Source organism: Kitasatospora sp. MY 5-36 (assembly GCF_001182915.1).
Lineage (GTDB): Bacteria > Actinomycetota > Actinomycetes > Streptomycetales > Streptomycetaceae > Kitasatospora.
In genome coordinates, this window is sequence record NZ_LFVW01000129.1 from 1 (window position 1) to 18,054 (window position 18,054).

The 18,054-nt window shown below is 73.0% G+C and carries 18 protein-coding genes and 1 CRISPR repeat array; of the genes, 12 read left to right on the forward strand and 6 right to left on the reverse strand.

The genetic code is table 11. From position 1 onward, the window contains the following. The coding region (locus AE652_RS10160; protein ID WP_049650914.1) for a substrate-binding domain-containing protein at positions 1-649 on the forward strand (649 nt) is incomplete at its 5' end. A gap of 54 nt (positions 650-703) precedes the next feature. Here the strand turns inward: AE652_RS10160 and AE652_RS10165 are convergent. From AE652_RS10165 to AE652_RS10180, 4 genes are all read right to left on the reverse strand, one after another. Further along, positions 704-1,537: an ABC transporter permease subunit gene (locus AE652_RS10165; protein WP_049650915.1), complete on the reverse strand. Its 834-nt coding sequence runs from the start codon at positions 1,535-1,537 to the stop codon at positions 704-706. Then, positions 1,534-2,529 carry an ABC transporter ATP-binding protein gene (locus AE652_RS10170; protein WP_049650916.1) on the reverse strand — a complete coding sequence of 332 codons (996 nt, stop codon included), beginning with the start codon at positions 2,527-2,529 and terminating at the stop codon, positions 1,534-1,536. Before AE652_RS10170 ends, AE652_RS10165 begins: the two co-directional genes overlap by 4 nt. 155 nt (positions 2,530-2,684) lie before the next feature. Next, entirely contained in the window at positions 2,685-4,112 is a 1,428-nt protein-coding gene (locus AE652_RS10175) for an RtcB family protein (RefSeq protein ID WP_369808284.1), read from the reverse strand. Between the two features lie 49 nt (positions 4,113-4,161). After that, the gene (locus tag AE652_RS10180; protein ID WP_234348327.1) at positions 4,162-4,569 is read right to left on the reverse strand and encodes an archease; all 408 of its coding nucleotides are present in this window, start codon (positions 4,567-4,569) and stop codon (positions 4,162-4,164) included. Positions 4,570-4,775: 206 nt separating this feature from the next. Between AE652_RS10180 and AE652_RS10185 the strand changes: the two genes are divergently transcribed. The 3 genes from AE652_RS10185 (at position 4,776) to AE652_RS10195 (ending at position 7,407) form a co-directional block, all read left to right on the forward strand. Beyond that, a complete protein-coding gene (locus tag AE652_RS10185; RefSeq protein WP_049650918.1) occupies positions 4,776-5,207 on the forward strand; it encodes a DUF5959 family protein in 432 nt (143 codons plus the stop codon). A gap of 71 nt (positions 5,208-5,278) precedes the next feature. Beyond that, on the forward strand, positions 5,279-5,467 hold the full coding sequence (locus AE652_RS48045) for a hypothetical protein (protein WP_049650919.1): 189 nt from the start codon (positions 5,279-5,281) through the stop codon (positions 5,465-5,467). 170 nt (positions 5,468-5,637) lie between these two features. Further along, entirely contained in the window at positions 5,638-7,407 is a 1,770-nt protein-coding gene (locus AE652_RS10195; RefSeq protein ID WP_049650920.1) for a DUF4157 domain-containing protein, read from the forward strand. Positions 7,408-7,465: 58 nt separating this feature from the next. Here AE652_RS10195 and AE652_RS10200 read toward each other — a convergent pair whose 3' ends face one another. Beyond that, positions 7,466-8,656, reverse strand: a complete 1,191-nt coding sequence (locus AE652_RS10200; protein ID WP_049650921.1) for a HAMP domain-containing sensor histidine kinase — start codon at positions 8,654-8,656, stop codon at positions 7,466-7,468. A 122-nt stretch (positions 8,657-8,778) separates the two neighbouring features. Continuing rightward, positions 8,779-9,444, reverse strand: a complete 666-nt coding sequence (locus tag AE652_RS10205; protein ID WP_049650922.1) for a response regulator transcription factor — start codon at positions 9,442-9,444, stop codon at positions 8,779-8,781. A 174-nt stretch (positions 9,445-9,618) separates the two neighbouring features. On the opposite strand from AE652_RS10205, the gene AE652_RS46305 reads away from it, so the two are divergent. The 8 genes from AE652_RS46305 to AE652_RS10245 all read left to right on the forward strand — a co-directional run bounded on the left by AE652_RS46305 (position 9,619) and on the right by AE652_RS10245 (position 17,671). Then, positions 9,619-10,110 (forward strand): hypothetical protein, encoded by a 492-nt coding sequence (locus AE652_RS46305; protein WP_159028420.1) that lies wholly within the window; start codon positions 9,619-9,621, stop codon positions 10,108-10,110. Continuing rightward, a complete protein-coding gene (locus AE652_RS10215; protein ID WP_049650923.1) occupies positions 10,100-11,191 on the forward strand; it encodes a peptidoglycan-binding protein in 1,092 nt (363 codons plus the stop codon). Before AE652_RS46305 ends, AE652_RS10215 begins: the two co-directional genes overlap by 11 nt. Then, a complete protein-coding gene (locus AE652_RS10220; RefSeq protein WP_049650924.1) occupies positions 11,188-11,898 on the forward strand; it encodes an ABC transporter ATP-binding protein in 711 nt (236 codons plus the stop codon). The genes AE652_RS10215 and AE652_RS10220 overlap by 4 nt, the downstream gene beginning before the upstream one ends. Further along, a complete protein-coding gene (locus AE652_RS10225) occupies positions 11,895-13,091 on the forward strand; it encodes an ABC transporter permease (RefSeq protein ID WP_049650925.1) in 1,197 nt (398 codons plus the stop codon). Before AE652_RS10220 ends, AE652_RS10225 begins: the two co-directional genes overlap by 4 nt. Before the next feature lie 168 nt (positions 13,092-13,259). Then, the gene (locus tag AE652_RS10230; RefSeq protein WP_049650926.1) at positions 13,260-13,724 is read left to right on the forward strand and encodes a DUF6228 family protein; all 465 of its coding nucleotides are present in this window, start codon (positions 13,260-13,262) and stop codon (positions 13,722-13,724) included. Then, the gene (locus AE652_RS10235) at positions 13,717-14,187 is read left to right on the forward strand and encodes a hypothetical protein (RefSeq protein WP_199823069.1); all 471 of its coding nucleotides are present in this window, start codon (positions 13,717-13,719) and stop codon (positions 14,185-14,187) included. The genes AE652_RS10230 and AE652_RS10235 overlap by 8 nt, the downstream gene beginning before the upstream one ends. 346 nt (positions 14,188-14,533) lie before the next feature. Further along, a complete protein-coding gene (locus AE652_RS46310) occupies positions 14,534-14,962 on the forward strand; it encodes a hypothetical protein (protein ID WP_159028421.1) in 429 nt (142 codons plus the stop codon). Positions 14,963-15,120: 158 nt separating this feature from the next. Further along, a CRISPR array of direct repeats spans positions 15,121-15,393; the repeat unit is 28 nt; unit sequence GTCGGCCCCGCGCTCGCGGGGATAACTC. A 154-nt stretch (positions 15,394-15,547) separates the two neighbouring features. Then, the gene (locus AE652_RS10245) at positions 15,548-17,671 is read left to right on the forward strand and encodes a HEAT repeat domain-containing protein (RefSeq protein WP_049650928.1); all 2,124 of its coding nucleotides are present in this window, start codon (positions 15,548-15,550) and stop codon (positions 17,669-17,671) included. Positions 17,672-18,054 lie beyond the last annotated feature (383 nt).

Below are 18,054 nucleotides of genomic sequence, written 5' to 3' on the forward strand. Positions count from 1 at the left end.
CCTCGCCGACGGGCGCGGCGGCGGCGCGCCGGAACCGGTGCACCTGGCCGGGCCGGCCGAGTTCCTCGGCACCGTCCTGCTGGCCGAGCTGGCCCCGCTGGTCGCGCAGGGCGTCCAGCTGCGGGTGACCGGCGGGCTCACCGACCCGCTGCTGGCGGAACTGCGCGCCGGGCAGCACGACCTGGTGGTCGCCACCCGGCGTCCGCGCGGCCGGACGCTGCTCGCCGAACCGCTCGCCGACGAGGAGTTCGTCCTGGTCGCGGCCCCGGTCTGGGCCGAGCGGCTGGCCGGCCGGGAGCTGCCCGACGCGCTGGCCGAGGCACCGCTGCTCAGCTACGCCGAGGACCTGCCGATCGCCCGCCGCTACTGGCGGCACGTCTTCGACCGGCGGCTGCACGCCCGGGCCGCGGTCACCGTGCCGGACCTGCGGGCGCTGCTCTCGGCGGTGACCGCGGGCGCGGGCTGGAGCGTGCTGCCCGGCTACCTGTGCCGGGCCGAACTCGCCTCCGGGGCCCTGCGGTTGCTGCACGAGCCGGCCGATCCGCCGATCAACACCGCCTACCTGGTGCGCCGCCCGGCCGGCTCGGCCAACCCGCACGTGGCCCTGGTCCGCGAACACCTGCTGGCCGCGGCCCGCACCTGGGGCTGACCGGCCGCGCCCCCGCCGACCAGCCGCCCACCAGCCACACACCGCGCCCCGGGATCAGACCGCCAGGTCCCGCCGCTCCAGCAGCCGGAAGGCCGCCACCAGCCCGAGCAGCCCCACCCCGAGCAGCACGCCGAACGCCGCCCACGGCACCCCGCCGTGGCCGAGCACGTCGCCCGGCGCGTAGTAGTGGAACGGGCTGAGGTAGCGCAAAGGCCGGGCCGGGGACCAGGCCAGCGCGACGAAGTTGAGCGCGAAGCCGACCGCGCCGAAGGCGACGGCCGCGCCGACCACATGGGCCCGCCGCCGGCTGACCGCGGAGACCGCCAGCACCGGTCCGGTCAGGCAGAACGCGAGGGCACAGCCGAGCAGTCCGGCGGTGAACACCGCGCCCTCCGGGACGGCCTCGCGCAGCGGCGCGGAGACCGCCACCCCGAGAGCGAGGGTCAGCGTGGCGGCGGCGTTGAGCAGCACCGAGGCGGAGACCAGGGCGCCGGTCCGCTCGGCGAGCAGCCGGCGGCGGGAGACCGGGCGGGTCATCAGCAGCTCGATGGTGCCGGACTCGACGTCGGCCGCGACGGCGGCGGCGCCGAGCGAGCCGATCACGGTCAGCTGGAGGGCGATCCAGAACGGGTGGGTGAGCCCGGCGCCGAGCAGGCCGGGGTAGCTGGCGATGGAGACGTCGCCGTTGGAGCCGCTGAAGGCCTTGAACGCGCCGGGCGGGGTGCGGCCGCCGCCGAACAGGTCGCCGGGCGGGATGGTCCCGGCGATCACCACGATCAGGGCCTCGAAGACGACCATGCCGAACAGCAGGGAGAGCAGCATCCGGCGCCGCCGGTGCAGGGCGAGCCAGACCAGCGGGAGGCGGCGGTTGACGGTGCCCGGGTTCACGGCCGCTCCTCCCGCTCCGGCCGGCTGCCGCCGGTCGAAGGCTCCTCGGCCCCGACGGACCGGTAGAGGTCGAGGAAGGCCTCGTCCAGGCCCGCCTCCTCCACCGTCAGGTCGGCCACCGGCAGTTCGGCGAGCAGGGTGCGCACCGCCGCGACCACCTCGTCCGGCGGCACCAGCAGCTCGACCCGCGGGCCGTCCCAGCGCGGCGACCACCGCTCGGCGGCGCCCAGCGGCCGGGCGCCCCGCCCGTCGTCGAGGAGCAGCCGGACCCGGCGGGCCCGGGCCTGGCGCAGTTCGGCCACCGAGCGGACGGTGACCAGCCGGCCGTGGCGGACGATGGCGACCCGGCCGCAGGTCCGCTGCACCTCGGGCAGCACGTGGCTGGAGAGCAGGACGGTCCGCCCGGCCGCGGCCTCCTCGGCGAGCAGTTCGTAGAAGGTCTCCTGGACGAGCGGGTCGAGCCCCTCGCTCGGCTCGTCCAGCACCACCACCGGCGGCCGGTGCTGGAGCGACTGGACGAGTCCGAGCTTCTGCTTCATGCCGCGCGAGTACTGCCCCACCGGCCGGGCCAGGTCGGCCCGGGAGAGCTTCAGCCGCTCGCACAGCTCGCGCTGGCGCGGGACCGGGGCGCCCTGGAGGGCGGCGAGCAGGTCGAGGGTCTGCTGCCCGGTGAGCTCGGGGTAGAGCCGCAGTTCGCCGGGCAGGTAGCCGATCGAGGGGGCGAGCCGGCCGTGGTCGGCCACCGGGTCCAGGCCGAGCACCCGCACCTGCCCGTCGCTGGGGCCGAGCAGGCCGACCAGGCAGCGCAGCGTGGTGGTCTTGCCGGCGCCGTTGGGGCCGAGCAGGCCGAACACCTCGCCGGCCTCGACCGACACGTCCAGCTGTTCGATGCCGACCGTACTGCCGTAGCGCTTGGTGAGCGCCCGCAGTTCGATCACCGGACCGCCTCCGGTGCCCCGGCGGTCGACGGCTGGATCCGGGCTTCCCGGCATGACCACCTCCTGTGAGGGACGCGCCCGACGGTGCCGGACGGGCTCCGGCGACGGGATGCGATCCGTCGCCGGACGCGCCCCGGTGACGGACGCGTCCGACATCCAAGCGCGCCCGGCCGGGCGAGTCGAGGGACGCGGCCGAAACGGAGGGTGTCTCACCCCTTGCACACCCCCAGCGGCACCAGCCGGGCGACCTGCCGGGCGAGCCCCGCGGCCTCGGTCACGGCGGCCACCGCGTCGACGTCCTTGTACGCCTCGGGGGTCTCCTCGGCCAGCGCCCGCCAGGAGGCCGGCCGCACCGCGATCCCCCGCGCCTCCAGCTCGCTCTTCAGCCGCTCGCCGCGCACGGTGCGCAGCGCCTGGTGGCGGCTCAGCACCCGCCCGGCGCCGTGGCAGGCGGAGCGGAAGGCCTCGTTGCCGGGCAGTCCGACCATGACGTACGAGGCGGTGCCCATGGTGCCCGGCACCAGCACCGGCTGCCCGGCCTCCACCAGGTCGGCGGGCAGGTCGGGGTCGCCCGGCGGCAGCGCCCGGGTGGCGCCCTTGCGGTGCACGCACAGCGTCCGGAGCTCGCCGTCCACCTCGTGGGTCTCCAGCTTGGCGAGGTTGTGCGAGACGTCGTAGACCAGCTCCAGCCCGACCCCGAGCACCGTGGCGAAGGCGCGGCGGGCCGCCTCGGCGAGCAGCTGCCGGTTGGCCCGGCCGTAGTTGGCGGCCGCGGTCATGGCGCCCAGGTAGGCGCGGCCGCGCGGGGAGTCGACCGGGGTGCAGGCGAGCTGGCGGTCCGGGAGCTCGATCCGGTAGCGGTGCAGTTCGCGGTCCATGGCGCGGACGTGGTCGGTGCAGATCTGGTGGCCGAGGCCGCGCGAACCGCAGTGGATCATGACGCAGACCTGGCCCGGCCGCAGTCCGAAGGCGGCGGCGGTCCGCGGGTCGTGCACCCGGTCGACGGCCTGCACCTCCAGGAAGTGGTTGGCCGAGCCGAGGCTGCCGACCTGCTGCAGCCCGCGCTCGACGGCCCGGGTGCTCACCTCCCCGGGAGCCGCGCCGGCCAGCACGCCACGGTCCTCGCAGCGTTCCAGGTCGCGCGGCACGCCGTGGCCGTGCTCGACCGCGTAGCGGGCACCGCCGATCAGCAGCTCGTCCAGCTCCTCCGGTCCGCCGAGCCGCCACAGGCCGCCCCGGCCCAGGCCGCGCGGGACGGTGCGGTCCAGCAGGTCCATCAGGCGGCCGATCCGCTCCGGGTCGAGTTCGTCCCGGCCGACCCCGGCCGCCAGCAGCCGGACCCCGCAGGAGATGTCGAAGCCCACCCCGCCCGGCGAGACCACCCCGCCCCGCTCGACGTCGGTCGCGGCGACCCCGCCGATCGGGAAGCCGTAGCCCCAGTGCACGTCCGGCATCGCGAAGGAGGCGCGGACGATCCCGGGCAGCGTCGCCACGTTCGCCACCTGCTCCAGCGCCTTGTCCCCGGCGGCCTGCGGCAGCAGCGCGGCGCTCGCGAACACCACCCCGGGCACCCGCATCGGCGGGCGCGGCTCGATCCGCCAGCGGTACCGGCCGGCCTCGGTCAGTGCGATCTCCACCTCGCTCACCCCGCTCCCGCGGCTCCGGCCCACCGCGCCGGGACCGGGCTCAGACGTCCACCGTGGCCTGGCAGGTCCAGCCGTCCGGCCCGGCGCTCAGGTCCAGGTCGTGCAGTGAGACGGCCTTCGGCACGGCGCCGACCAGGGCGGCCGTGGCGGCATCGGCCATCCGGAACCGGACCGCCACCCGACGGGCGCCGTCCAGGCCCTCGATCGGGCCGACCGCCACCGCCACCGGCAGTTCGCCGTCGACGTCCATCCGGTAGACGACCTCCTCCAGGACGCCCGCCAGCAGGTCCGGATCGCTCACCGCGAGGACCGTGCAGCCGCGCTCGCCGACGATCCGCGCGCCGGCCAGGTCGGCGAAACTGCCGACGACGCCGTGCACCAGCTCGCCGATACAGCCCTCCGCCGTCGGCGCCCAGGCCTCGACCCGCAGGTCGGCCGTGTGCGGCACACTCCGGTGCCCGCCGGCGGACCGGCCGGCAGGCTCGTCTCCGTCCACGAGCGACGCCTCCCGCACCCGTTTCCCTCTCCCCTCCAGCCTCGTCCCGCAGCCCACCCGGGGGCAAGTGCGGCCGATCCGGCCGGTGCCGGTGGCACCGGAGCTGTCGGTGCCGTCCGGAAGGATGCCCTTCTCCGAGACCAAGCGAGAGGGCTGTGATGGACGACGAACTGCACAGCGGACTGGACGATCTGATCCACCTTGCCGACCCGCCCGGGACGAGCGGTCACGTCGTCGCGCTGCGGGTGCTGAAGCGACCGGATCCGGGCAGCGAGTTCCTGGACTGCGAGTTCACCGTGTCGACGGAGACCATCACCGGCGGTTTCCCGGTGGGGATCACGTCCTTCGATCTGGACAGGTGGGAGGAAGCCCTCGACGGTCTTGCCGGTGCCAGGTTCGTCTCATGGCTGGACTCCGGCCGGACGGTCCGGTTGAGGATCAAGCCGCTCCCTTCCAGGGCGATCGGGGTGACGGTGAGCGACGACCCGTCCTCGCAGGTGACGGTCAGCCTGCCGATGTCCCCGCCGGTCGGGTGGATCGAGGACCATCGAGCGCGCCTGGTGAAGGCACGACAGCTCCTCGCAGGCTGACGCCCTGCCGACACCGGTCGTCCGCCCACCCGGCAACGGCCTCGTCGCCCAACGGCCTGGCCTGGCACCTGGTGGATGCCAGGCACCCCGGCCCCGCCTCAGCCCGAGCGCAGCGCCTCGAAACCGAGCAGGAGGGCGTCGGGCGCGAAGGCGAACCGCTCGGCGTCGTCCGCGCCGGGCGGATCGTCGGGATCCGCGCCGTGGGCGACCGCCTCGGCGTGTTCATCCAGCTCGGCTGGGACCGGCCGGCCACGGACTGACCGGCGGCGGATCGGGGCCGTTCCCGTGACGGGCGAACGGTGGCCGTGCCTGCGCGACGGGCAGCGCGTCGTGCCCGATCAGGCAGCCCGGACTGCCTTCGCGCCTCTGGTGGAGCCCCTGCCCGTCTGTTAGTCAGGAGGGTGACCGCCTGCCGTGCGAGAGGGAGACCATGCACGCCCAGCACAGCGCGAAGACCGATGAGGCCGAGCGCAGCCGTCCACCGGCGAGCAAGCCCGCGATCGGGGGCGCGCCGCCTCTCCTGGCCCTCCAGCGCAGCGTCGGCAACGCGGCGGTCGTCCGGATGCTCCGCCGGACCGGACGGCCAGGGGCTCAGGAACAGCCCGGTCAGGGCGGCGAATTCGACTACGGGCAGGCCGAACACGCCGTTCAGCGCTCCACCGTCCAGGACGTCCTGCGCTCCCCGGGGCGTCCGCTCGACCACGGCACGCGCGCCGAGATGGAAGGCCGGCTCGGCGCGGACTTCTCGGACGTCCGCATCCACACGGACGCCGCCGCGCGGGCCTCGGCAGTGGACGTGGGCGCCCGCGCCTACACCTCCGGCCACCACGTCGTCATCGGCGAGGGCGGAGGCGACAAGCACACCCTCGCCCACGAACTCACCCACGTCATCCAGCAGCGCCAGGGCCCCGTCGCCGGAACGGACGACGGCACCGGGCTGAAGGTCTCCGACCCCTCCGACCGCTTCGAACGCGAGGCCGAGGCCAACGCCGTTCGCGTCATGCGGCGGTCGGTGCATCCGCCGGCGCGGACCGAGGGCGGAGCCGCCGTCGGCACCCGTACCGACGTAGCGGTGCAGCGCGCGTCGGCGGAGGAGGACCGCGAGGTCGCGGCGAACCTCGCGGACGCCGCCGGCGGGCGCCTCGGGAGCACCGAGCCGTGGGCGCGCGAGACGTTCGATCCCCATGACACGGAGATCGGCGCGGACAGGACCGGTGTCCACATCGCCAGCGTCCAGGCCCCCACGGACAAGGTGATGAAAGCGGGTGCGCAGTGGTCGGCCGTCGAGCTGGAGAAGAAGAAGCTCCTGGGCGAGGCCCTGGACACCGCGTTCCTCGAATGGAGCAAGCGGTACGACCCGGAGCAGGTGTACATCTTCACCGCGCCGGAGTACTACTTCAGCGGCCAGGGCACCCACTTCCTGAGCGGGGACCAGGCGGCCGGCGTGGACGAGTGGCTCGCCGAACGCCTGGCGATCCTGCCCAGCAACTACCTGGTGGTGCCGGGAACCATCGGCCGCCGACGTTCCCTCGACGCGCACGAATCGGACCAGGCGCGCGCCGAACAGCAGGAGGGCCGGAAGCGGCTCAAGGAGAACATGGGTGCCGACAACGGATACGCGAAGGACTCGGTAGCGGAGCTGGAGGAGATCTGGGAGCAAGGACCTGACCCCGACGGGTCGGGCAACGTGACCGTGTTCGACAACTACGCGCGTGTCTTCCAGGGCGGCCAGGATCCGAAGACCTACACGAAGCGTTTCGAGGCGCCGGACTGGGGAGGAGCTCCGGACCGTTCACCGGAGGAGATGGAGCAAGGCTTCTTCGCCATCGGGCAGGAGAACTTCGAGACCACGGTGAAGGGCGTTCAGGTCCGCCTCCAAATATGCTCGGACAACGCCGCGGAGAGCCTCTGGAACGAACCGTACGAAGGCGTCCACATCCTGGTGGCGGCGAACTTCGGCGACGCGGGCGAGAGCCAGGCCAACATGCACGGGGACACCTTCGTCGTGGCCGACTCGGGACATTCCCAGCTCTTCGAGGCCGACAATCCGGTCCCGCCGGCGGACAGCGTCGAGGACCTCCGGTACCACGCTGCCGAGAAGCGGAAGATGACGGGCAAGAGCCCGGAGGCGACCAGCACGAAGGGACCGGTCTCGCTGAACTTCTACCGCACGGCGACCCGGGAACCCACCGCCCAGTAGGCACTGGGGCGGTGGGCGAGGCCGATCGCGTGCCCTGCGGGTGCCCCTGGCCGCCGGGTCAGGCCGTGGGGAACTCGACCCGGACGCGCAGTCCGCCCGTGCTGCCGGGGTCGGCGGTGACGGTGGCGTGGTGGGCGCGTGCGATGGAGGCGACGATGGACAGGCCGAGGCCCGCGCCCTCACGCGGGCTGTGCCGACGCTCCTGGAGGCGGCGGAAGGGCTCGAAGAGGTAGGGGACCGTCTCCGGCGGCACCTGGGGGCCGGTGTTGGCGACCTCCAGGACGCCGTCGCGCACGTCGACGTCGACCCGGCCGCCGTCGTGGTTGTAGCGCAGGGCGTTGCCGACCAGGTTGCGTACCAGGTGTGCCAGCAGCACCGGATCACCGTCGACGGACACGGGGGCGGTGTCGGTCCGGACGGTGACGCCGTTCGTCCGGGCTTCCTCCGGGGCGGCGCACTCGGCGGCCACCGCGCGGGCCAGCTGGTCCAGCGCGACCGGTTCGCGGTGGTCCAGCCTCTGGTCGGAGACGGACAGCAACAGCAGGCCCTCGATGAGCCGTTCGCTGCTCTCGGAGACCTCGATCAGTTTGCGGCGGACCCGGGCGACGGCGGCCGGGTCCCCGGTGGCCAGCCCGATCTCGGCCGCGGCCCGCTGCACCGCGAGCGGGGTGCGCAGTTCGTGTGCGGCGTTGGCCGCGAACCGCTGCTGCGCACCGACCAGTTGCTCCATGCGGTCGAGCATGTCGTCGAAGGTGTCGGCGAGCTGTTTGAGTTCGCCCGGGGGTGCGTCGAGGGCGATCCGCTCGTGCAGGTTCTCACCCGAGAGCCGCCGCGCCGTGTTGGTGATCACCGCCACCGGGCGCAGCACCCGTCCCGACATCCACCAGGCCAGTGCCATCGAGATGACGGCGAAGGCGGCCAGGGCGATCAGGGAGACGGTCAGCAGCTGGTTCTGGGCGGCCTGCTCGGCGGCCTGGGTGACGACCTTGACGGCCTGGAAGTGGGACTGTCCGCCGTCGGCGGGATCGGCTCCGGCGGGGGCGCTCCCGGGTGGGGCGTTCGCGGGCGCGGCGGTTCCCACCGTGAGGGTCTTCGCCGCGGCGGCCGGGTCCGGGGTCGCCAGTGTGGCCAGTCGCGGTTCGACGGCGACGGCCGTGCTGATCGAGGTGTACAGCCCCTCCCGGACCAGGAAGTTGACCAGGACGATGAGCATGGCCCCGGCGAGGACGAGCAGCCCGCCGTAGAGCATGGTCAGCCGGCCCCGCTCCCCGCCCGGCAGCCGCGGGCGTGCTCTGCCGGGCCGCCGCGGGCGCGCTCTGCCCGGCAGCGGAAGCAGCGGAAGGCGGTTCGGGCCGACCGGGGCGGAGCGCCTCACGCCGGGACGCCGATGCGGTAGCCGTGGCCGGGCACGGTGTCGATGACCGACGGCTCGCCGAGCTTGGCGCGGAGTTTGCTGAGGGCGACCCGGACCGCGTTGGTGCGGTATCCCATGTTCCGCTCCCACACCTGGTCGATCAGGTCCTCACCGCTGACCACGGCGCCCTCGGCCTGCATCAGCACCTCCAGGACGCCGAACTCCTTGCGGGACAGGGCGAGGTAGCGGCCCTCCCGGAAGGCCTGGCGGCGGGCGGTGTCGAGGGTGATGCCGGCACGTTCGATGACCGGCGGAAGGGCGGGGTGGGTGCGGCGGCCGAGGGCCAGGACCCGGGCCAGCAGTTCCTCGTAGGCGAACGGCTTGGTGAGGTAGTCGTCCGCGCCCAGGTCCAGGCCGTCGACGCGGTCGCGGACGGTGCCGGCGGCGGTGAGCATCAGCACCCGGGTCAGCAGCCGCTGCTCGACGACGCTCCGGCACACCTCGTCGCCGTGCGCTCCGGGCAGGTCGCGGTCGAGTACGAGCACGTCGTAGTCGGTGAGGCGCAGCCGTTCCAGCGCGTCGGCGCCGTTGTACACGACGTCGACGGCCAGGGCGTCGCGCCGCAATCCCTCGGCGATCATGTCCGCCAGGAATTCCTCGTCCTCCACGATCAGTACACGCATGACATCAGGTGTACCTGAAAGCCACCTTTCGTCGCCGTAAAGGTCTCGGCTGACAGCGGCGAAACGCGGGTGCGTGCCAGCCTCTGCGTCGTCGGTCACCCGGTATCGGAGACGTATCGGACACGGTGGCCGGCCGCTCGCAATCGGACACGGAGGAATTCCATGCGGAACCACATGCGGAACCACAGGTACGGCGCGGCGGCCGTGCTGGTGGCGGGGATGGCGCTGTTCACCGCGGCCTGTGGCGGAGGCGCCACGGGCTCCGGCGGGGGCGGCGGCTCGGACTCGTCGGGCAGGGGCGCGGCGGCGGACCAGGCCTACGAGCACCGTAAGTGCCTGCGCGAACACGGCGCCCAGGTGAAGGAGCCGGAGCCGGGCCAGGACCCGCGGGGCCTGGTCCTCGAGGGCGGCCAGGACAAGATGGCGGAAGCCCTCAAGGCCTGCGGTGGAGCCGGCGGCGCGGGCGGCTCGAAGATGTCCCAGGCCGACAAGGACAGGGCTCTCAAGTTCGCCCAGTGCATGCGCGGTAACGGTGTGGACATGCCGGACCCGAAGTTCGACGGCGACTCGGCGATGTCGGGACAGGCGATGAAGGTCCCGGAGGGCCCCGACAAGGACAGGTTCGACAAGGCGAACAAGGCGTGCAGTGGTCAGAATGCGGAGTGAGCGCGGGCGGAGCCGCCGAACGTACCTGATCGCCGCGCTGGTCACCTCGGTCTCGCTGGTGGGCGGGGTCACGGCCCTCTCGCAGACCGGCGGCGGCGCGAGCGCCGGCACGGACCGCACGGACGGGCTGCCGCCGAGCACGGGCTCGGTGGAACGACAGGACCTGAGCAGCCGGACCCAGGTGGACGGGACCCTCGGGTACGCCGAGGAGCGCCGGTTCAACGCCGGTGTGACGGGCACCCTCACCTGGCTCCCGGAGGCCGGCGCGCTGGTGGAGCGCGATGGGGTCCTCTACGAGGTCGACGGCCGGAAGATCCGGCTCATGGTCGGCGAGCGCCCCGTGTACCGGACGCTGAAGGCGGGCGACAAGGGGCCGGACGTCAGACAGCTGAAGGAGAACCTCCGCGCCCTGGGCCACGGCAAGGGGCTGGCCGAGGACGAGGAGTTCACCCCCGGCACCGTGGAGGCGGTCAAGCGCTGGCAGAAGGCCCACGGTCTGGCCCAGACCGGCGAGATCGGCCCCGAGCAGATCGCCTTCTCGCCCGGTCCGGTGCGGATCAAGAAGAACGACGCGGCCGTCGGCGACCAGGCCGCTCCCGGCAAGCCGGTCCTCACCACCACCGGCTCCGAACGGCAGGTGCAGATCAGGATCGAGGTCTCCCGGGCCGACCTCGCCAAGCCCGGTACCCGGGTCGAGGTCGCTCTGCCCGGCGGCGGCAGGGCCAAGGGCAAGGTCGCCTCCGTCGACCGCACCATCGGTGAGGACGGCAAGGAGCAGGGCTCCCAGGACAAGCCCGCCAAGATCACCGCCCGGGTGGTCTTCGACGACCCGGGGCAGGCCGAGGGCTTCGACCAGGCGCCGGTCACCGTCGAGCTCGAGGGCGAGGTCCGCGAGGACGTGCTGACGGTACCGGTCAACGCCCTGCTCGCGCTGACCGGCGGGGGCTTCGGAATCCAGGTCGTGGAGAACGGGAAGGTGCGCGAAGTCCCGGTCGAGCTCGGCATGTTCGGACAGGGCCGGGTCGAGGTCAGCGGGACCGGCCTGGCCGAGGGAATGAAGGTCGGGGTGCCCAAGTCATGAACGCGGTGGTCGAGTTGAACCAGGTCACCAAGGAGTACCCGGGCGGGGTCGTGGCGCTACAGGGGGTGGACCTGCGCATCGGAAGCGGCGAACTGCTCGCCATCGTCGGCCCTTCGGGGTCGGGCAAGTCCACCCTGCTGCACATCGTCGGCACCCTGGACCGGCCCAGCGCCGGATCCGTCACCCTGGCGGGCCACGACGTCGCCGCCCTCTCCGACCGCCGGCTGTCCGCCCTGCGCGCCCGGCACATCGGATTCGTCTTCCAGTCCTTCCACCTGGTGGCCGGGGTCAGCGCCCGGGACAACGTCGCCGAGGGCCTGCTCTACTCGGGCCTGCCGCGCGCCCAGCGCCGCAGGCGCGCGGCCCTGGCCCTGGAGCGGGTCGGGCTCGCGGACCGCATGCACCACCGGCCGCACGAGCTGTCGGGCGGCCAGCGGCAGCGGGTGGCGATCGCCCGGGCGGTGGTCGGCGAGCCGGACCTGCTGCTGGCCGACGAGCCGACCGGCGCGCTGGACTCCGCCTCGAGCGAAGCGGTGATGGAGCTGCTGCACGACCTCAACGCCGACGGTGCCACCATCGCGGTGATCACCCACGACGGCGAGATCGCCGACAGCCTGCCCCGCCAGGTCCGGATCCGCGACGGCCGCGTCGTGGCGGACCTGCGCACCGGCGCCGCCGTCCCGGCCGATCAGGGTGGGGAGCGATGAGCCGCACACGGCTCTCCCCGGCCCGGCTCGGCCCCCGTGACGTCCTCCACGTCGGCTCGGCCGGCCTGCGCACCCGGCCGCTGCGGGTGGTGCTGTCCGCGCTGGGCATCGCCATCGGCATCGCCACCATGATCGCGGTGGTCGGCATCTCCTCCTCCAGCAAGGCCCAACTCCTTCGGCAGCTCGACCGGTTGGGCACCAACCTGCTGGTGGCCTCCCCCGGCCAGGGGCTGTTCGGCGAGAAGGTGAAGCTGCCCGAGGAGTCGGTCGGCATGCTGAGCCGCATCCCCGGGGTCGAGCAGGTCGGCGCGACCGGTGACCTGGCGCAGTCCGTCCGGCGCAGCGAGAAGATCCCCGACGACGAGACCGGCGGCATCACCGTGAAGGCCGCCACCGAAGGACTGCTGGACGTCGTACGCGGCGCGGTCGGCTCGGGCACCTGGCTCAACGAGGCCAACGGGCGCTACCCGTCGACGGTGCTCGGACACGTCGCGGCCCAGCGCCTGGGCATCACCGCCCCCGGTCAGCAGGTCCACATCGGCGGCCGGTACTTCACCGTCATCGGCATCCTCGACCCGCTGCCGCTGGCTCCCGAGATCGAGCGGGCCGCCCTGGTCGGCTGGGACGGCGCCGGCACGCTGCTGGGCTTCGACGGCCACCCGACCCAGATCTACGAACGGTCGACGGACCGGACGGTCAGCGCGGTCCGCGAGCTGATCCCCCGCACCGTCGATCCGCAGAACCCGCACAACGTGCAGGTCACCGACCCCTCCTCGGCGCTCCAGGCCAAGGCCGCCACCGAGGGGGCGTTCACCGACCTCCTGCTCGGGCTGGGCGGGGTGGCGCTCCTGGTCGGCGGCGTCGGGGTCGCCAACACGATGATCATCTCGGTGCTGGAGAGGCGCCACGAGATCGGACTGCGCCGCTCCCTGGGCGCCACCAGGGGCCAGATCCGCCTCCAGTTCGTGACCGAGTCCCTCCTGCTCTCCGGTCTGGGCGGACTGGCCGGCGTGGCCCTGGGCGCGGCCGCCACCTACGCCTTCGCCGCCTCGGGCGGCCTGCCCTGGATGGTCCCCCCGTGGGCCGTCACCGGGGGCTTCGCCGCCACCCTGCTCATCGGCACGGTCGCCGGCCTCTACCCGGCCGTCCGGGCCGCCCGCCTCTCCCCGACCCTCGCCCTCCACGCCGGCTAGCGGGCCGCACGGGTGGGGCACCCCTCCGGGCGCCCCACCCTCCGGTCCGCGGCGGGTGGGGCAACTCCCATAGCCAGGCTGCCACTTGGTCCTCATCATCGCGCGGGACGCCTCCCCGACGCGCAACCCCCGCGACGGGCAGGGCCTCCGTGATCTACCGTTCACCCGGTGAGCTCCCACGACACCGAACCCGACACGCCGGCCGCCGTGACCGTCCGCTGCCAGGACAACCGCGCCGTCACCGTACAGCTCCGCGACCCCTCCCGGCCCGACGAGGACCGCGTGCGGTACGCGGTCGAGGCCTCCGCGCCGGGGCTGGCCGTACGCGTCGACGAGGTGGTCGCCTGGAACCGGGGCGCCGGCCTGGCGGCCTTCCTCGAGGAACTGGCCGCCGACTTCCACGGCTGGGACGGGCACCGGGTCTGGCAGACCGACGACCGGGACCTCACCGTCAGCGCGGTCTTCCGCTCCGGCGGTCACGTCGGACTGACCTGGACCCTTCGCCCGTGGAGAAGTGCGGCCCGGGGTTGGGAGGCTTCCGTCACGACCTGGCTCGACGTCGGCGAACAGACGTCCGCCCTCGCGGCCGAAGTCCGACGCTTCCTCACCCAGCAGGACGGCGGCCGTGGCTGACCTGCGGCTCGTCTGGACCCTCGACGGACCCGGGTGGGCAAACTGCCGTGTCACGGACGGGCAGAACGATGCCCAAGTCACAGCCTCGTACATCACCAACGCCCCTGAGGACCTCCTGACGGCGATCGCCCGACTGGTCAGCGGCGAAGCCGAGACACGGTCCCAGTTCGAAGCGGAACCCACCGCTTTCCGGTGGATCTTCTACCGCGAAGGCGACGACGTGTGGATCCGCCTCCTCCGACTACCGGACGGCTCCCGGCACGACAACGCCGGCACCGAGATCTGGTCGACCCAGCAGGACGTCGACACCGTGGCGCGAGCAGTGATCCGCTGCTTCGACGACGCCGCCACGAAGTACGGCGAGAGCGGATACCGCGGCAAATGGGGCGAGCACTTTCCCCGCATCGAGCTCGAAGCCCTCAGGTCGCTCTGGCGCACACACCGGTCCGACCCGGTGGCCTGACCCCCGAACCCGTCGGTCTGCGGTGCTGCTGCCGTCGGTGCCGCAGGGGCCGATGAGGGCTTCACCGAGTGCCATGAACAGGCCGTTCCTGTCGGTGGCGTGCTGCCAGTCGAAGTGGCAGGTCCCGCCGGAACGGCCGACGCCGGGCCCGTACGGGCCCACATCGCAGGTGGCTTGACGGTCCGCCCGCGCCCGGCTGCCCGGCTGAGGTCGGCTCCGCTGCTTGGGCGGGTCTGGGCACCGTGGGCGGCGGCATCACCCGTCGGCGTGCCACGTGCCGACACCGTGTGTGGTGCCGCCGTTGAAGCGGACCTATCGTGGCCCACGACAAGGGGAGGGCGGGGACGTGAACTTGACGGTGCGCCACAGACATTGGACGGTCACGGTGGGGTTGATCGCGGTGGCGGTGTCGGCATGCTCCGAGGGGGCGGGCGGATCCGACTATCCGTTGCCGTATAAGCGGCGGGACGCATCGGTCCTGCGTCGCATCGCGCTCGCCGACCCGTCCACGAAGAACACGGCCGTGGCGGCGAACGACCGCACGATCACGATGGAGGTCTCCTGGAGCGGCTGCGACTACAAGCCCGACCTGGTGGCACGGGAAACGGACAAGCAGGTCGCACTGCTGCTCAAGCGCCGCGACGCCTCGGGCCCGAACATCGGCTGCGAGGACGGCGGCATCGCCGAGCTGACGGTCGTCCTGCGTCAGCCACTCCGCCCCCGCTCCCTGACCGACGTCCTCACCGGCGAACCCGTCCCCTACACCCACGCCTGACAACAGCCCGTACCACGCCTTCGAAGGCTCAGAGCCGGCTTGCCAGGGCGCACCTCGGAAAGACGGCCTCCGGGACACCGGCCCCGCGCCCGCGGAGCTCCGAAACCGAACTGAATGAATTGGCGCGCTCTGATCCCAATCACAGCAGGTCAGGAAGTGTCGGCCCCGCGCTCGCGGGGATAACTCGGCGATAGAGCCGTTCCAGTTGGACATCCGGAAGGTCGGCCCCGCGCTCGCGGGGATAACTCCCGCAAGCAGCTGACCGCCGCGGCCGCGGCGTAGTCGGCCCCGCGCTCGCGGGGATAACTCCGCGATCATGTCCCGAGGCGAGAGCGGTGTCTGGTCGGCCCCGCGCTCGCGGGGATAACTCCAGAACGGTCACGGTCGACACCGGGGCCGAGGGGTCGGCCCCGCGCTCGCGGGGATAACTCAACCTCCATCCCAGCTGGGGGAAAGAACGCTCACTTGCCCCAACGGTGCTACCGGCCCGTCGATGATCATCGGGGATCCCGGCACCGCCTCGACCTTGACCAGCGATCGGCCGCGCTGGTGGCGGTGTCAGTCCCCCGTGTCACCGTGTGACCCATGATCAACAATCTGGAGGGCCTCGACCGCGTCGACTGGTCGTCGATGGGCCACGCCTATGGTCCGGCTGACGAAGTACCGCTGTGGCTGGAGCAGATGGCCTCGCCGGACCCGAACGTCCGGGAGCGGGCCTTCAGCCGCTTCTACAGCTCGGCCCACCATCAGGGCGACGTCTACTCGTGCACGGCGGCGAGCCTTCCGTTCCTGTTCGCGCTCGCCAACGACCCGCAGGTGCCCGACCGCGCAGCTGTCATCCGGCTCATGCTCAGCATCGGCAGCGCGGCGCTGGACTGCGACCCCGACGGCGTCTACTACAGTCCGTCCGGCCACGCGTCGACGCCCCACGCGGACGTTGTGCCTCGGATGCGTGAGCGCATCGCGGACTTCGTCCGGCACGCGGCGGACTCGGATCCGCAGGTGCGACAGGCCGCCGTCCCGGCGCTGGGGCTGTTCCTCGACGACGCCGAGCGGGCGTTCGCCCTGCTGCGTGAGCGGCTGGCGGCCGAGAGCGGCACTCTGGAGCGGCTCCTGGTCATCGAGACCGCCGCGACGCTGGCCCAACGACTGCCAGGCGCGCTCGGCCCGGTGACGACCTGGCTCGCCGTGCTGGCAGCCGACCCCGCGTTGGACGCCGACATCCGGCTCGCCGCCCTAGTCCACCAGGCCGCCTGCACACCGGAGGCGATCGACGACAGCCTCGTCCCGACGGCGACCGGTCTGCTCCGGCAGCTCACCCCCGAACCGGAACCCGAGCCCGAGGACGAGGCCCGACCGGCCGACTGCGGGCAGTGCACCTGCACGGACATCGCCACCGAACCGGCACCGGACCGAGGTGTCCCACCGCAGATAGCCGCCGTCTTCGACGACCTCGACCGCCACGGCCGCGTCCACGCCCCCACCACCGAGCTACTGACCACCTTCCACCGGGTACTGGACGCACGGGTGCCCGAACGCACCGCCCTGCTCACCGCCCAACTCCGCAGCCCCGACGCGGCCACCCGCCACGACGCCGTCACCATGACCTGGGACCTGATCCGCTCCTGGCGCGGCAACCACACCGGCCTCGTCCTCCTGCTCGCCGACTGCCTGCTCCCCGACGACCCGTACACCACCGCCGAAGCGGCCGAAACCCTCGGCAAGCTCCCCCCAACCCTCGCCGAACCCGCACGAGAAGCCCTCGCCACCCTCGTCGAAGCACACCGCACCACCCACGGCCCGACCGTCTGGGCCGCACCACACCCGCTGCTGCGCCGGGCCCACCAGCAGGCTGTCACGGCGCTGGCCGGCCTCGGTGACGAGCGAGCCCTGCCCGGCCTGCTGACGGCGCTCGACACCGGCACCGACGACTGGCGCGCCGTGCAGGTCGCCGGACACCTCCCGCAGGCCACCGGAGAACTGCTGCCGAGGCTGACCCGACGCCTGGCCGACGCGGACTTCTCCTGGCCCTGGGGATCCGCCACCGCGCTGATGGCCGCCCTCAACGCGCTCGGCGACCCGGCAGCCGTACCCGCGCTCACCACGGCCCTCACCACCGCCGTCGCGCAGGAGCAGTGGCAGACCGCCGGCGCGGCCCTCTACGCGCTGGGATCCATCGGCACCGGCGCCGCGTCAGCGCTGGAGACGGTCCGGCCGCTCCTCGGCGCCGAGGACACGGACCTGCGCTTCGCGGCGGTGAAGGCCCTGTGGGACATCGAGTGCGACCCCGCCGATGCCGTGCCGCGGCTGACCGCCCTGCTCGACACCAGCAAGGACCAGGACGCCGCCGACGTCCTCGGCCGGATGGGACGGTCTGCGGCCGCAGCGCTGCCCCGCCTGCGGCAGTTGTCCGAAACCGGCCATGTCGGGATCCGGGTGCACGCCGCCGCCGCGATCCACGACATCGGCGGCCCAGCCGAGGCCGCGGCCGTCCTACCTGTGCTGCTGGAGGCATGGGAGGAGAACGACTCGACCGCAGGCCCCGTCGTGGACTGCCTCCAGCGGATGGGCCCCGCCGCCGCACCTGCCCTTCCACGGATCCACGCCGAACTCGCCCTCGCCCGCCGAAGCGGCGGCTTCTTCGGGAATATCAAGAACGACGAGGCACTGCTGCGCGCCGCCCGGGCCGTCATCGAGCACCTGGCCTGATCGGATCAGGTAGTCGCTTGACCTTCTCACTCCAAGTCTCGTCTGCCGTCCCGGTGATCGGGTGAGTGCCGATCACCGCAGACTCCGGCTCGATCATGAACTCCTCACTGGAGCCGGTGGTGCTGTTCGACAATCTGCAGACGCCGATCATTTCGACCGTCAACAGCACTCTCACCAGTTGGGCCGACCGCTCCTACGTGCACCAGGTACTCGCCCCGGGATTCGCGGGCCGGGGAGTTGGACGCCGCCCTCGGTCCAGGGGTGGGGGCGGGAGCGGGGCCGCGAAAAATTTCTTCGAACCCGGCTGCAACCCCCCGGCAGGATGGACGTCTATCAGGGTGAGAGGCGGGGAGAGCGAGCCGGCGGAGCCGGGGGGCTCGGGC